This is a genomic window from Planococcus chinensis (genome assembly GCF_020071995.1).
Classification (GTDB): domain Bacteria; phylum Bacillota; class Bacilli; order Bacillales_A; family Planococcaceae; genus Planococcus; species Planococcus chinensis_A.
Map to the genome: position 1 here is coordinate 42,744 of NZ_JABWTK010000004.1, position 14,835 is coordinate 57,578.

Sequence of the window (14,835 nt, forward strand, 5' to 3'; positions counted from 1 at the left end):
TGCCGCAAGGATAAACGAGGAAAAATCCACTCAAGATTTTTTTCTGAATTTCTGCGTACGTAATCGGCTCCGGGGGAATGATATAGGAAAGTATAAATTGAAAACGGATTCGTTTACAGAGCAATGAGAATCGGACAAAACGGCCATTACAGAAAGACGGAGGATGACATGAATAGCACAATGAAGTTTTTTACCTTAATTTTAGTACTCGTTGCGTCATCGGTTGCGAGTTTTTTATTAATTTTTGACCAAGGGCTTGTAGGAGGGCTGGTAATCGCTTCACTATTCCTTTTGGTTTGTCTGATTCTCTTTATTGTGAGCGTTTACGGAGTGGTGACGAACCGCTTGGAATTTATAGGGTTCCGTACTATCCCAGAGCACATCGGTTTAATGATATTCTCCATTGTTCTTTCAACCGTAGTAGGATCTGTTGCAGTCGCGAACTCTTTTGTGGAATACACAGTCGGAGACAATAACTTAGCCTATACAGAAAAATCCCGTCTTTTTGCAAGCAGCATTTTTCAGGTGCCTTCCCAGAAAGAGTTGAAAAAGACTGAAAAAAATGGGGTGACCTATTTTTATTCTGAAGACCAGAAACAGCAAATTGAAAAAATCGACCGGCTGCTTCAAGAAGAAAAGCAGGGATTCCATTCATTTTTTGGCATTGAAGATGACAGTGGGTTGTCGATTGAATTCCACAGCAGCTATGAATCGCTTGAGTCGAGTTCGGGAATGGAAGGGATTGCAGGTTATTACAATTCCGGCAACCGGACGATTCATCTGATGCCCGAGGATGAAATTTGGGAGCTGATCCTGCTTCATGAATATACCCATTACCAGAGCCATCTATATGCCGAAGAAAACAATTTGGGTATTCAACGGATTCCGTCCTGGTTTGAAGAAGGGCTCGCTGATTTTCTGGCGGAAGATAATAGCTACTGGTATGACCTGCAATCGGTCGAGCTGATTGATTTCCGCAGTCTGGATATCTACACCGAATTTGAAGAGGCATCTACCGAAAGCTACGACCCGTATGCCCAAAGTTTTCTGGCTGTACAATCGTTGGTGATGGACCACGGAACGGATTTTATTCCTGATTTATTAGCTTCTAGAAATACTTCGGAATTTTACCGCAAACTGGAGGCATTAACCGGGATGGAACTTGCGGAATTCCAGAAAACGTTTTTGCAAGATATGCTGGAAGAACAGAAAATGCGCAATGCAAAATTGGATCAGGCGTATAATGCCATCGACGCCAAGCAATTTGACAAAGCGGAACAAATCTTAAAAGACCTTCAAAAGAGCGGCAATAAGTTTGAGGTAGATGAGGCGTATTGGATGTTGACGGATATCTATTTGGAGCAAGGATTGTACGCCAAAGCGATTGCTTCCCTGGAGGAGAAAATCAGCAAAGGGGAAGAGGAGTTTCAAATAGATGATTTGCTTTTGCTTGCCGAAGTGCAGTTAATCATGGATCCGGCAAAATCATTAGAACAGTTGAAACAGGCCAAAGCGTTAAACGAGGAAAGCGGCGACTATTACGATCCGATGGAGCTTGAGCTGCTCGAACAAGCTTACCAAAAAATAAATTCGCCCAGCCCTCTAAGCGGCTACAAAATGATTGTTGAACAGGAGCTGGTCTGGAACCCTTATGTGATGGAAGATCTAAATGAAAAACTGGCAAAGGAATACCCGGGGAAGTTTTAAACGGTGACCCAAAAACAAGCGGATGCAATCTACCGCTTGTTTTTTTATTTCGAAAAGAAATTTGTAAATTCACTCTATTCTGCGTAACTTTTTTAAATGAAAAGCGTACATATAGTTAAGATGCTTCGGTAAAACTAGGAGGAGGACAAATGAAGAAAAAGCTGGCATGGCCAGGTGCTTTTTTAATTTTGCTTGCCGGATTTTTATATGTGGCTACGTTTTATGCATACGAACCGGCTGAAACACTTTCAGGTTTCCCGGAGCCGGTTTTCGCGGAAATTACAGAAGATAAAGAAACTGCAAAATTGTACTATTGGAACGGTGCATCAGAAGAAAATGGGATTCCCTTTGGCTATGAAGTTGTCATCCGGGCAAGCGGCTGGAAAAAGGGGACTAGAGAAGGGGCCTCGGTGATGTACCACAAAGGCGAAGAGCAAGTGGACGTAATTTCTTCGACAAATCGGCTGATCCTCATGAAAAAGAAAAGCCCTTCCGATTGAATGCAAAAGAAAATCCCCTGACTGCAGTTTTTGCAATCAGGGGATTTTTTAACCAGTTATCGTCTGCCGATGTCTTTGCCTACTTCTGAACCTTGATGAAGCGGAGTTTTGTCGCCGACAATTTGTTCAGAATTTGTGTCTGAATCGATCTCATCGCTTGCTCTGTATGTGCTTGCGCTGATGTCGTCGTCATCTGCGTCTTCTGTACGCACCACTAGAACGTCGCATTTTGCCGAACGCACAATATGTTCAGACACACTGCCGATGAGGAAACGTTCAACTGTGTTTAAACCAGTTGCACCACAAATGATTAAATCAGCATTTACCTTTTTAGCGAGTTCACGTGAAATCATTGATTTTGGAGAACCGTAATCCACGAGAATATTAACGCTTCTGACACCGGCTGCTTCGGCTTCTTTTCTATAGCCTCCAAGCAAATCTTCAGCGAACTTCTGAGCACGGTCTGCAATCGAACGGTCATACGCTTCAATAGCCGCAAACGAACGTGTATCGATGATATTTACCAAATTCAATGTCGCATTATTTCGTTTGGCAATTCCCACCGATTTCTTAAAAGCCCATTCTGCCTCTTTCGAACCGTCAACTGCCACTAGGATTTGTGAATACTTCAATGTCATTGTGCATTCCTCCTTGTCTATAGTTATATCTTTCGATAAATAAAGGCGAGTTCCTTCTTTTCGCACAAAAATTTACCGGGTATTTGGCGGTTATATGAACGGATTTACGCTTTTTGGAGAACTAAAAGGAGGTAGTTTTTGTTTTATCATAATAATTAAATTGTCGGAACGGGCTTTTTAAGGAGAAAATTCGAAAAACATAAAAAAGAAGAGCAGAAACAGGAATTATCTGATAGAATAGACTTGCTTTGAACATTTAGATGTTTTATAAATTACTATTCTATAGCACACAAATGGAGGGTTTTGTAATGCGTATTGGGGTACCTAGAGAAGTTAAGAACAATGAAAACCGTGTAGCAATGACACCGGCAGGCGTAGTAAACTTGGCGCTTTATGGACACGAAGTATTTATCGAAACAGAAGCTGGTCTTGGTTCTGGTTTTACAGACGAAGATTACAAAGCTGCTGGAGCGCAAATCGTAAACACTGCTGAAGAAGCATGGGCACAGGAAATGATCATGAAAGTGAAAGAACCGGTTTCTTCGGAATACGGTTATTTCCGTGAAGGCATGATTCTCTTTACATATCTTCACTTGGCTCCAGAACCGGAATTGACAAAAGCGATGCTTGATTCCAAAGTGGTCGGGATTGCTTACGAAACAGTTCAGCTTCCGAACAATACTTTGCCATTGCTTACACCAATGAGCGAAGTGGCGGGCAAAATGTCCACTCAGATCGGTGCACAATTCCTTGAGAAAATCCACGGGGGCGGCGGCATTCTGCTTGGCGGCATTCCTGGCGTTTCACGCGGCAAAGTAACTATTGTCGGCGGCGGTGTTGCTGGTACGAACGCAGCGAAAGTGGCAGTCGGAATGGGCGCAAGCGTAACAATCCTTGACTTGAACCCGGATCGCCTGCGCCAGCTGGATGACTTGTTCGGCGGTGATGTGCAGACATTGATCTCAAATCCATTCCACATTGCAGAATCTGTAAAAGAAGCGGATTTGGTAGTCGGTGCTGTATTGATCCCAGGCGCGAAAGCTCCGAAACTGGTAACAGAAGAAATGATCAAATCCATGAAACCAGGTTCTGTGGTCGTGGATATCGCGATCGACCAAGGCGGTATTTTCGAAACGAGCGACCGCATCACAACTCACGACAACCCGACTTACGTTAAGCACGATGTGGTTCACTATGCGGTGGCAAATATGCCAGGAGCTGTTCCACGGACTTCGACAATCGGTTTGACGAACGTTACCGTTCCTTACGCAGTACAAATCGCCAACAAAGGCTACGAAAAAGCTATTTTAGAAAACGAAGCGCTGAAAAAAGGCGTCAACACGCTTAAAGGCTATGTAACGTATAAAGCCGTTGCAGACGACCAGGGCATCGAGTACAAATCAGTCGACGAATTGTTGGCGTAAGTAAGATTATTGAACAATTGGGCATTATCAAAAAAGCAGTCACCGAACTTTCTCCGGTGACTGCTTTTTGCATTTAATTTGAAATGATTTGAAGTTCTTTTGGAAATTTCGTCAATACTTCAACGCCATTTTCTGTAACGGCGACATCATCTTCAATGCGGACGCCGACTTTTCCAGGTACATAAACGCCGGGTTCGATGGTGAAGACCATTCCAGCTTCCATCGCCATATCGTTGGATCCATGAAGGGAAGGGAATTCGTGCACGGAAATGCCAAGCCCGTGGCCCAGGCGATGCGTGAAATATTCACCGTAGCCGGCATCTTCAATCACTTGGCGCGAGGCCTGATCAAGTTCTGCAGCAGTTATGCCCGGTTTCACGACATTTACAGCAGCAAGTTCAGCGCGAAGGACAATGTCATACACGGCTTTTTGTTCGTCATTCGGTTCGCCGAACGCCAGTGTACGGGTGATGTCCGAGCAATAGCCTTTATGGACAACGCCAAGGTCGAACAGCACCAAATCGCCTTTCTGGATTTTGCGGTCGCCGGTTTTGCCGTGCGGAGAAGCCGCTTTTGGTCCGCTGAGGACGGTTGTATCAAACGACATATGCGTAACGCCGCGTTTTTTCAGCGCCAATTCGATTTCGGTCATCACTTCAATTTCAGTGATGCCTTCACGCAAAGTTTTGGCTCCAATCTCAATCGCGTAATCCGCAAGTTCGGCTGCTTCTCTCAAAATTTGAAGTTCTGCTTCATCTTTAATGACGCGCATGGCATTGATCTTTTCATCAAGCGCCACAAATTCAGGATTGCCGAACAGCCGGTTCAAAGCTTCGAAGCGGTCCACCGTCATATGGGATTTTTCGATGGCGATCCGGCGGACATTTTCGTTCCGTTCCGCAGCTGTACGGTGCAGTACCTGCATCGCGTCTTCTGTATCGACATGGCCGACAATGTCGCCGTTCCAGCCGGCGCTTTTCGCATCCGGAATTTCCATCTGCGGGCAAATCAGAAACGGTTCTGCATCTTTGAAGACCATGACACCAAGAAGGCGTTCGTGTGGATCGCTTTTAAAACCGCTGGCGTAAAAAACGTTGTCAGGGTTAGTGATAAATGCTGCATCAATATCGGATTCGGTTAAGTAAGCTTTCAATTGCTGTATTTTATTCATATGTATTCCTCCTTCTATATGTGTAGCATATCAAATTTCAGGGTATAATACTGCTTGAAATGATTGCCAATAAACTCGGGAGGGATTACATGCAAGTATCTTATCATGGCCATTCGGTTGTAAAAATCAAAACAGGAAACAAAACGATTTTGATTGATCCATTCATCAGCGGCAACAGTTTAACAGACTTGACGGCCAGTGAAGAAAAGCCGGATGTCATTTTACTGACGCATGCACACAACGATCATGTGGGCGATACGATTGACTTGGCGAAAACCAATGATGCCCAAGTTGTGGCGCCGGTGGAACTGGCGAATTATTTGGGAAGCCAAGGGCTGAATACAATCGGTATGAACCTCGGCGGCTCTTATGAGTTTGATTTTGGAACAGTGAAATACACCAAAGCGTTCCACAGCTCCTCTTATACGACAGAAGAAGGAGACGTCATTTATGGCGGCATGCCGGCAGGGCTTCTGTTTAAAGCGGAAGGCAAGACGGTTTACCATGCCGGAGATACCGAAGTTTTTGGTGATATGGCGATTATCGGAGAACGCAACGCAATTGATGTGGCATTTGTGCCGATCGGCGATTTTTTCACCATGGGGCCGGAAGACGCTGCCTATGCAGTTGAACTGTTAAAGCCGAAAACCGTTGTGCCGATCCATTACAACACATTCCCGCCAATCAAACAGGATCCTGAAAAATTCAAAGCATTGGTGAAAAATGCAGAAGTGAATATCTTGCAGGCCGGCGGAACCATCGACTTGTAAAACCAGAATCCGGAGAATCTTATTCTCTGGATTTTTTTGAGCTGAAAAATTTTGTTCGAACCGCCTCTTTAGCCGCACCAGTGCCTTTGTTTCAATAGGAAATATGGTACACTATGGGCAAGAGCAAGCAGAAAGAAAAGGTGAGTTTATGGCAACGAAACACGAACAGATTTTAGAGTATATAGAGACGCTGCCGGTCGGAGAGAAAATTTCGGTGAGGCGGATTGCAAAAGATCTGCAGGTCAGCGAAGGAACGGCTTACCGGGCGATCAAAGAGGCAGAAACCCAGCGCCTCGTTTCGACAATTGAACGGGTCGGCACCATCCGCATCGAGCGTAAAAAGAAAGAAAATATCGAGCGGCTGACGTATGCAGAAATCGTCAACATTGTCGACGGACAGGTGCTGGGCGGAAGAGCAGGCCTGCATAAGTCATTGACCAAATTCGTCATCGGTGCCATGCAACTTGAAGACATGATGCGCTATACCGAAGCCGGGAATCTGCTGATTGTCGGAAACCGTTTTAAAGCGCACGAATATGCGCTGCGGGCAGGAGCGGCTGTGCTTGTCACAGGTGGATTCGATGCCTCGGACAATGTTAAGCGGCTGGCGGATGAGTACGAGCTGCCGGTCATTTCAACAAGCTACGATACGTTTACTGTAGCAACGATGATCAACCGGGCCATTTATGACCAATTGATCAAAAAAGAAATCCTGTTGATAGAAGATATCTTGATTCCATTCGAAAATACGCATTTGCTATATGAAAAAGATCCCATCAGCCGGTACCGTGAATTGAACAAAGAAACGACGCATGGCGGGTTTCCAGTAATCGATGACAGCGGCAAACTGGTCGGCATCATTACATCCCGCGATGTAATCGGCCATTCAGATGAAGAAACGGTTGAGAAAGTGATGACGAAAGATCCCATCACCGTTTCGCTTCAAACCAGTGTAGCCGCAGCAGGCCACCGGATGATTTGGGAAGGTATTGATTTGCTGCCGGTATCCGATGACCACGGAAAACTGAAAGGCGTCATCAGCCGGCAAGATGTGCTGAAAGCCATTCAAACGGCCCAGCGGCAGCCGCAGCAAGGGGAGACCATTGATGACATCATCAAGAGCCAGCTGCATTTGCCGCAAACGGACAAGCTCGCTTTGGAGTTCAAGGTTACGCCGCAGATGACCAATGCCTATGGATCGGTTTCGTACGGGGCATACACCACCATTTTAGTGGAAGCGGCAACAGCTGCCTTAAAAACCAAAAACCGGAGAGAAAGTGCATTGGAAAATATGACGATTTATTACCTGAACCCGGTGCAGCTGGATTCCACGCTCCATATCAAACCTTTGATATTGCACATCAGCCGCAAGTCCGCCAAAGTGGATGTGGAAGTGCTGGCCGACCATAAGATTGTGGGCAAAGCTTTGCTGACGTTCCAATTGTTGGACAGGTAAATGATGGACAAATAAAAAATCTCCCCGCAAGGAGAGATTTTACTGGTTCAACCGGGCTTCTTCTGCCACGAATTTGTGGTAGTGCTTAGCGGCTTTGTAATTAGAGTACATCATCATAAAGCCGAGGATAATGAAAACGCCGGAAACGATATAAGTCACCAAAGACTGGTAGATGAAAAGAAAATTGATGCCGAAAAAGAAGATGAAACTTCCGAGTGAGAATGCTGCGACAGCGGCATACCATTTTTTGCGAATCGGCAAAACCGCACGGAATTGTTTTGTTTTATAATAAAAATAAAAAACAAATGATACAATGATTAAACCAACAAATACTAACATTAGGGACCTCCTGTATTCCAGAACTCAACTCTATTGTACTGAGAATCGGCTGAAAATGCGAATGGATTTCCTTAGATAACGGAGGAACTTGGATATGAACAGTCAAATCATCGACACAATTAAACAGTATGAAACCATTGTGATCCATCGCCACGTGCGTCCGGACCCCGATGCATACGGCTCCCAGCTTGGCCTGAAATACTTGCTGCAGCACAATTATCCAAAAAAGCGGATCCTGGCAGCTGGAGAACATGACACCACGCTTGATTTTATGGATTTTCCGGATGTTGTCCAGGACGCTGATTTTGAAGGCGCTCTTGTCATCGTCACAGACACCGCCAACACGGAACGGGTAGACGATCAGCGCTACGCCAACGGAGCTAAAATCATTAAAATCGATCATCACCCGAACGACGATGCATACGGGGATATTTTATGGGTGGATACCAATGCCAGTTCTGCTTCGGAATTGATCTACGAATTGTTTACATACGGACAGGAACAGGAGAATTGGACAATGCCCGATTCGGCTGCACGGCTCCTGTATGCGGGAATTATCGGAGACACCGGCCGATTCCTGTTTCCGAGCACGACCCAAAAGACATTTGCAGTGGCAGGAGAGTTGATCAAATCCAATTTTGACCGAAACGAGCTTCACAACGGTATGTATGAGATGGACCGCAATCTGCTTCATCTGCAAGGCTATATTTATCAGAACTTTGTGATGGATGACAGCGGCGCCGCTTATGTGAAAATCACATTGGATGTCTTGAAGGAATTCGAAGTGACAGCGAGCGAGACTTCGTTGCTTGTTGGTTCACTCGGCAATGTGAAAGGCTTAAAAGCATGGGTCATCTTTATAGAAGAAGAAACTGAGATCCGCGTACGGCTTCGCTCCAAAGGCCCCGTCATCAATGGATTGGCAAAAGAATTTGGAGGCGGTGGCCATCCGATGGCTTCTGGCGCTACAGCGTATTCCTGGGAAGAAGCGGACCGCGTAATTGAGCGGCTGATTGAAATTTGCGCATCTTAAAAAAGGAGGGATCAAGTTGTCAATGGTTTATCCGCATATAAGCACATCGGCTGATCTGCTGAAAAGCACGGTGCGCCTTGACGAACTTTTCCCTTTTCTAATGGAACAAGGGACGGCATCAGCTGCCATCGTCAACACAAAATTATATGGCATCCTTCCTTTTTGGGAAGCTTGCCGAAAGGCCGGCATCCATGGGGTGGTCGGCCTTTCCACGTTTATCGAATTTGAAGAGCAGGAGTATCCGGTCGTGCTCTATGCCCAAACCAATCAGGGCTACAAGAATTTATTGAAAATCAGCAGTGCTTTGTCAACCCGGGATAAAACCGCCTTGCCGGAATCCTGGTTGAAGGCGTATCGCGGCGGGCTCCTGTGTGTGATTCCGAATAAAACAGAATGGACCTTAACGGACCGAAGTGAAGTTTTTGGATTCGTAAAAGCCATTTTTGGGGAGTTTTGCTTTGGCAGCATTGAACGGCCCGGCGGCGAGCGGAGGGCTGAAGAAGACGGTTTTGCTGCTCAATGCGTGCAGTACAATATGCAAATCATGGCTACGCAGGAAAGCCGGTACATGCAGGAAGCGGATGCTTTTGCGTTTGAAGTGGCATCAGCCATTGGCCAAGGTTTGAAAATGAACGATGAACAGCGGAAACGTCCGGAACATACAAAAGCTTATGTGCCCTCGGGAGAAGAATTCAATTCCTGGTTTTCTTCAAATCCTGAATGGCTGGAAGAAACAAAGAAAATGCTCAAAAGCTGCCAGGTTAGCATTCCGATGAATCAGCAATTGCTGCCGGTTTATCCGCTGCCTGAAAATACGGACCGCAAGGCTTACATCTGGGAGCTTTGCCAAAAGGGGCTGAAAGAGCGCGTTCCGAAGTATACGAAAGCCTATACCGAGCGCCTTCGGTATGAATTATCCGTCATCAGCAATATGGGCTATATCGATTATTTCCTGATTGTAGCGGACTTTATGAAGTTTGCCCGGGACAACGGCATCTTAACGGGGCCGGGACGGGGGTCGTCGGCAAGTTCGCTTGTCGCCTATTCGCTTCAGATTACGGACGTTGACCCGCTCGAACACGGCTTATTGTTCGAGCGGTTCTTGAATCCGGAACGGGTGACGCTGCCGGATATCGACATCGATTTCGCCGATCACCGTCGGCACGAAGTGGTGGAATACGTAGCAGAAAAATACGGCGATGTGCGCACCGCCCAAATCATCACATTCGGAACGTTATCGGCAAAAGCGGTTGCCCGCGACACAGCCCGCGTGTTCGGTTTTGAAGCGGAAGAGCTTGAAGCCATTTCCAAAATGATTCCGAGCCGGATCGGCACTACTTTGAGGTCTGCCTTAAAAGAGTCGCCTGCACTGAATGACTGGATAGTCCAAAAAGAAGAACGCAAATCGTGGTTCAAAACAGCCTTGAAATTGGAAGGCTTGCCGCGCCATGCTTCCACCCATGCAGCGGGCGTTATTTTAAGCCCGACGCCGCTGGTCGAGCATGTACCGATTGAAAAAGGCAGCGAAGGTATTTTCATCACGCAATGGCCGATGGGGGAACTTGAAGCGGTTGGGTTGTTGAAGATGGATTTTCTGGGTCTCCGGAATTTAACGATACTCGAACAAATCCGGAAACTTGTCTATTTGGATACGAAAAAACGCATCGATTACCGCAGCCTTCCGTTGGATGACGATAAAACCTATGCCTTGCTAGCTGCAATGGACACGACAGGGATCTTCCAGCTGGAATCGGACGGCATGCGCCGCGCACTCCAGCAAATCCGCCCGACGGCGTTCGGGGATATCGTGGCAGTCAATGCCTTGTTCCGTCCGGGCCCGATGGAATTTATTCCACTGTATGCGAGACGAAAGCATAAACAGGAGCGTGTCGATTATGTCCACCCGATTCTGGAGCCGATCTTAAGCGAAACTTATGGCGTCATTGTTTATCAGGAGCAAATCATGCAGATTGCTGCCCGCATGGCAGGATTTTCGCTTGGAGAAGCCGATTTGCTGCGCCGGGCAGTCAGCAAGAAAAAGCGGGAAATCCTGGACGAGGAGCGGCTGCATTTCACGAGCGGCGCCACCGCCAAGGGCTTTACGGAAGAAGCTGCAACGGAAGTGTATAACCTGATTGTCCGATTCGCCGATTACGGCTTTCCGAAAAGCCACGCGGTTGCCTATAGCATGATCTCTTATCAACTGGCCTATATGAAAACGCATTATGCGGTGTACTTTTACGCAGCCATCCTTGCGAACAGTGCGGGCAATGCTGAAAAGACGCAGCAATTGCTGCAGGAAATAAAAGATAAGAATATCGGCTTGCTGCCGCCTTCCGTACAGCGCAGTTTCCATTCCTATTCGGTGGAAGAGGGCCGAATCCGGGTAGGGCTGAATTCAGTGAAAGGCGTTCCGGGAAGCGCCGTCAAAGTGCTGCTGGAAGCACGGAAAGAAGGGCCTTTTTCGAGCATGTTCGATATCGCGGAACGTATTTCCGCAATCCACTTTACCCGCAAGGCATTTGAGCCGCTGATCAAAGCGGGAGCGCTGGACGATTTCGGCCTGGACCGCGCGGTGCTGCTTGCCTCACTCGACAGCGCCATCAAGCATGCTGAACTTGTTAAACCGAATGAGGAGCCAGGGTTGTTCGATGAAATGGGCTCCAGTTTCATGAAACCGAAATATGCCAAAGCTTCGCCGATTCCGGAGAATTTGAAACTGGATTTTGAAAAAGAAGTTCTCGGCTTTTATTTGTCCACTCATCCCATTGCCCGTGAAAAAGAAAAGCGCGGCAAAAAGTATGCCGAGATGCGCAGCCTGAAGAATATCAAAGACCGGCAGCCAGTGGCGGTTCTTGGCATGGTGGAAGAAGTCAAACGGATCCGCACGAAAAAAGGGGACGCCATGGCGTTCGTCAACTTGCAGGATGAAACCGGTCCTGCTTCTGTTACCTTGTTCCCAAAAGAGTACGCCAAATACAACGCGCTGCTCGAACCGCATGCCGTTCTGGAAGTCCAAGGAGCGATTGAAAACCGCAACAACAAAAGTTCAATCATCTGCAAATCGATAGAAGAATAACTTGGGACAGACAAAAGACTGCATACAAACTCATGGCAATGAGCTTGTTTTGCAGTCTTTTTGTTGTTGGAATAGTGCGTCTTTTTTCCGCTGAATCCCTTTATTCATGGCATTCTTCGTTTTTCTTCAAAGAATCGTATTTTTTTCTTTACGAGAGCCGAAAAGTTTTGTATCCTTTAACTTACGAGTGGCCAGACCACTTTCAAATTAATGGAAACTGAGGAGCGATCATGAATCAACCAAAGCGATATTTAGATATAGTCAGCGATATTCGTGATATGATCCGACGGGAGAAAATCCGTCCGGGTGACCGCATTCCATCAGAAAGAGAATTGGCTGAAACTTTGCAGGTGGGAAGATCTACACTGCGGGAAGCGCTGCGCAGTTTGGAATTGCTTGGATTGATCGAAACGCGCCGAGGAGAAGGCACGTTTTTGTCAGACCACCGCAACCACAAATTAGTAGAAGTTTTATCCACATTCATCCTGCAGGACAATCAATCACAGGAAGATGTGTGGGAAACGAGGCTTATGCACGAAGTGGCCGCCATCCGGTTGATTTGCCAGAACGAAGCGCTTGACGGCATTCGAGTGTGGGACAGCTTTCGAAAGAAGCTGGAAAGTGAAGAAAATATACTTCGAGAAGACTTTGTCCGGGAAGTCATGGTACTTTCAGGCAATCGTTTATCTTTGAAAATATGGTTTTTATTGCAGCAATACAGCGGTAATCCTTATGCAGAAGCTGTTTCCGGCCCGGAAAAAGAACTCCTGAAGCCGATTTTATCGGCGCTGGAGCAGCGAGATACAGAGTTAGCCGTCCAATCCTTCAAATCGTGGAGCGGATGGATACAAAAGAGGAGAATGCAAAATGGCGATGATTCGTGAGATTTTTAAACGAAATAAAGACAAAAAAGAAACGACGATTCCTACAAAAAAAGCAAAAGACGTTCCAGAAGGCTTAATGACAAAATGTCCTTCATGCAAGCATATTACGCTGACGAAAGAATTGGCTAAACTTCATAAAGTCTGCCCGAAATGCGACCATCATTTTAAAATGACGGCGCATGAACGAGTGGAAAGCTTGTTGGATGAAGAGTCGTTCACTTCAATGGATGATCATTTGAAGACGGAAAATCCTTTAGGCTTCCCGGGGTACACGGAAAAAATCAATTCCGACAGCGAAAAAACCGGATTGAATGAAGCGGTATTGACGGGTTCAGGCAAATTGAAAGGCCAGGAAGTGATTGTGGCGATTATGGATTCCCATTTCCGTATGGGATCCATGGGATCGGTTGTCGGCGAAAAAATTACGCGGGCCATCGAGGCAGCCACGAAACAACGGTTGCCGTTCATCATCTTTACGGCGAGCGGCGGTGCGCGCATGCAGGAAGGTGTGCTGTCACTGATGCAAATGGCCAAAACAAGTGTGGCGCTGAAACGCCACAGCAACGAAGGGCTATTGTTCATCTCCGTTCTGACACACCCGACAACAGGCGGCGTTTCTGCAAGTTTCGCTTCTGTTGGAGACATCAATATTGCAGAGCCGAAAGCATTGATCGGATTCGCCGGACGCCGCGTTATTGAACAGACGGTCCGGGAGAAACTGCCTGAAAACTTCCAAACTGCAGAGTTTCTGTTGGAACACGGCCAATTGGATGCCGTCGTGCACCGGAACGACATGCAGGCGACATTGTCGACACTTGTGCGTTTGCACACAAAGGGGGCACAACAGAATGCCTAAAACGAAAACAGCTCCGAAAGCCATGGGATTTGAAGAGCCGCTGATCCAGCTGCGCCAAAAAATTGAAGAGCTGAAAGACTATACGAAAACAGCTGACGTGGATTTAAGTTCGGAGATTCAGAGCCTGGAAGAGCGTTTATCCAAGCTTGAGAACGATATTTACGAAAATATGAAGCCGTGGGACCGTGTCCAAGTGGCGCGCCATCCGGAACGTCCGACCACGCTCGACTATATTCCGTTTCTGTTCGAAGATTTTATTGAACTGCACGGCGACCGGCTTTACGGAGACGACGAAGCCATCGTCGGCGGCATTGCTTCGTTTCATGGACAGCCGGTGACAGTGATCGGCCATCAGCGCGGCAAGGCGACAAAAGAAAATATCCGCCGCAATTTCGGGATGCCGCATCCGGAAGGTTACCGGAAAGCACTTCGTTTGATGAAGCAGGCTGAGAAATTCAAGCGTCCGATCATTTGCCTGATTGACACAAAAGGTGCATATCCGGGTAAAGCGGCAGAAGAGCGCGGCCAAAGCGAAGCGATTGCACGCAATCTCGTGGAGATGGCAGGCCTTGAAGTGCCGGTCATTTCAATCGTAATTGGCGAAGGCGGAAGCGGCGGCGCGTTGGCGCTTGGCGTCGGCAATCACATTTTGATGCTTGAAAACTCAACCTTCTCCGTTATTTCACCGGAAGGCGCTGCTTCGATTCTCTGGAAAGATTCAGCACTTGCACAAACGGCTGCAGAAGCGATGAAAATTACGGCACCTGATTTGCTGGAAATGAAAATCATTGAACGGATGATCACAGAAGTCCGGGGCGGTGCTCATCACGACTACGCAAAACAGGCCGGATTTATCGGGGAGTCCATCAAAGAGTCATTGGATGAATTAAACGGATTGTCTGGCCAGGAACTGATCGATCAGCGTTACGAAAAATTCAAATCAATCGGCATTTTCAGCGAATAAAGAAACCGCCCCGG

At 46.9% G+C, this 14,835-nt stretch carries 12 protein-coding genes and 1 pseudogene; 10 read left to right on the top strand and 3 right to left on the bottom strand.

What is annotated here, in order from left to right:
* The first annotated feature begins 123 nt into the window (after positions 1 to 123).
* Both HU147_RS07840 and HU147_RS07845 read left to right on the top strand, forming a co-directional pair.
* A complete protein-coding gene (locus tag HU147_RS07840; RefSeq protein ID WP_224075729.1) occupies positions 124 to 1,707 on the top strand; it encodes a collagenase in 1,584 nt (527 codons plus the stop codon).
* Positions 1,708 to 1,856: 149 nt separating this feature from the next.
* Positions 1,857 to 2,207, top strand: a complete 351-nt coding sequence (locus HU147_RS07845) for a hypothetical protein (protein ID WP_224075730.1) — start codon at positions 1,857 to 1,859, stop codon at positions 2,205 to 2,207.
* Between the two features lie 191 nt (positions 2,208 to 2,398).
* Here HU147_RS07845 and HU147_RS07850 read toward each other — a convergent pair.
* A pseudogene (locus HU147_RS07850) lies at positions 2,399 to 2,845 on the bottom strand (universal stress protein); the annotation flags it as partial.
* Between the two features lie 308 nt (positions 2,846 to 3,153).
* On the opposite strand from HU147_RS07850, the gene ald reads away from it, so the two are divergent.
* A complete protein-coding gene (gene ald / locus HU147_RS07855) occupies positions 3,154 to 4,269 on the top strand; it encodes an alanine dehydrogenase (protein ID WP_224075731.1) in 1,116 nt (371 codons plus the stop codon).
* A gap of 73 nt (positions 4,270 to 4,342) precedes the next feature.
* Here the strand turns inward: ald and HU147_RS07860 are convergent, their stop codons facing one another.
* Positions 4,343 to 5,440 (bottom strand): M24 family metallopeptidase, encoded by a 1,098-nt coding sequence (locus HU147_RS07860; RefSeq protein WP_224075732.1) that lies wholly within the window; start codon positions 5,438 to 5,440, stop codon positions 4,343 to 4,345.
* An 89-nt stretch (positions 5,441 to 5,529) separates the two neighbouring features.
* On the opposite strand from HU147_RS07860, the gene HU147_RS07865 reads away from it, so the two are divergent.
* Positions 5,530 to 6,210: a metal-dependent hydrolase gene (locus tag HU147_RS07865; protein ID WP_224075733.1), complete on the top strand. Its 681-nt coding sequence runs from the start codon at positions 5,530 to 5,532 to the stop codon at positions 6,208 to 6,210.
* Positions 6,211 to 6,358: 148 nt separating this feature from the next.
* Positions 6,359 to 7,666 carry a DRTGG domain-containing protein gene (locus tag HU147_RS07870; protein WP_224075734.1) on the top strand — a complete coding sequence of 436 codons (1,308 nt, stop codon included), beginning with the start codon at positions 6,359 to 6,361 and terminating at the stop codon, positions 7,664 to 7,666.
* 39 nt (positions 7,667 to 7,705) lie between these two features.
* Here HU147_RS07870 and HU147_RS07875 read toward each other — a convergent pair whose 3' ends face one another.
* Positions 7,706 to 8,005, bottom strand: coding sequence for a YtpI family protein (locus tag HU147_RS07875; protein WP_224075735.1), 300 nt, complete (start codon positions 8,003 to 8,005; stop codon positions 7,706 to 7,708).
* Between the two features lie 94 nt (positions 8,006 to 8,099).
* Here HU147_RS07875 and HU147_RS07880 point away from each other — a divergent pair, with 94 nt between their 5' ends.
* The 5 genes from HU147_RS07880 to accA all read left to right on the top strand — a co-directional run bounded on the left by HU147_RS07880 (position 8,100) and on the right by accA (position 14,821).
* Positions 8,100 to 9,038 (top strand): DHH family phosphoesterase, encoded by a 939-nt coding sequence (locus HU147_RS07880; protein ID WP_224075736.1) that lies wholly within the window; start codon positions 8,100 to 8,102, stop codon positions 9,036 to 9,038.
* A 22-nt stretch (positions 9,039 to 9,060) separates the two neighbouring features.
* Entirely contained in the window at positions 9,061 to 12,117 is a 3,057-nt protein-coding gene (gene dnaE, locus HU147_RS07885; protein ID WP_224075970.1) for a DNA polymerase III subunit alpha, read from the top strand.
* A gap of 230 nt (positions 12,118 to 12,347) precedes the next feature.
* Positions 12,348 to 13,001 (top strand): FadR/GntR family transcriptional regulator, encoded by a 654-nt coding sequence (locus HU147_RS07890; protein WP_224075737.1) that lies wholly within the window; start codon positions 12,348 to 12,350, stop codon positions 12,999 to 13,001.
* Complete coding sequence (accD, locus tag HU147_RS07895) at positions 12,985 to 13,857, top strand: acetyl-CoA carboxylase, carboxyltransferase subunit beta (protein WP_224075738.1); 873 nt, start codon at positions 12,985 to 12,987, stop codon at positions 13,855 to 13,857. The genes HU147_RS07890 and accD overlap by 17 nt, the downstream gene beginning before the upstream one ends.
* Positions 13,850 to 14,821 carry an acetyl-CoA carboxylase carboxyl transferase subunit alpha gene (gene accA, locus HU147_RS07900; protein WP_224075739.1) on the top strand — a complete coding sequence of 324 codons (972 nt, stop codon included), beginning with the start codon at positions 13,850 to 13,852 and terminating at the stop codon, positions 14,819 to 14,821. Before accD ends, accA begins: the two co-directional genes overlap by 8 nt.
* Positions 14,822 to 14,835 lie beyond the last annotated feature (14 nt).

Coding starts and splice junctions, on each gene's coding strand:
- HU147_RS07840 (WP_224075729.1), top strand. CDS start 124: ATGAGAATCGGACAAAACGGCCATTACAGAAAGACGGAGGATGACATG.
- HU147_RS07870 (WP_224075734.1), top strand. CDS start 6,359: ATGGCAACGAAACACGAACAGATTTTAGAGTATATAGAGACGCTGCCG.
- accD (WP_224075738.1), top strand. CDS start 12,985: ATGGCGATGATTCGTGAGATTTTTAAACGAAATAAAGACAAAAAAGAA.
- HU147_RS07890 (WP_224075737.1), top strand. CDS start 12,348: ATGAATCAACCAAAGCGATATTTAGATATAGTCAGCGATATTCGTGAT.
- HU147_RS07845 (WP_224075730.1), top strand. CDS start 1,857: ATGAAGAAAAAGCTGGCATGGCCAGGTGCTTTTTTAATTTTGCTTGCC.
- ald (WP_224075731.1), top strand. CDS start 3,154: ATGCGTATTGGGGTACCTAGAGAAGTTAAGAACAATGAAAACCGTGTA.
- HU147_RS07860 (WP_224075732.1), bottom strand. CDS start 5,440: ATGAATAAAATACAGCAATTGAAAGCTTACTTAACCGAATCCGATATT.
- dnaE (WP_224075970.1), top strand. CDS start 9,061: ATGGTTTATCCGCATATAAGCACATCGGCTGATCTGCTGAAAAGCACG.
- HU147_RS07865 (WP_224075733.1), top strand. CDS start 5,530: ATGCAAGTATCTTATCATGGCCATTCGGTTGTAAAAATCAAAACAGGA.
- accA (WP_224075739.1), top strand. CDS start 13,850: ATGCCTAAAACGAAAACAGCTCCGAAAGCCATGGGATTTGAAGAGCCG.
- HU147_RS07875 (WP_224075735.1), bottom strand. CDS start 8,005: ATGTTAGTATTTGTTGGTTTAATCATTGTATCATTTGTTTTTTATTTT.
- HU147_RS07880 (WP_224075736.1), top strand. CDS start 8,100: ATGAACAGTCAAATCATCGACACAATTAAACAGTATGAAACCATTGTG.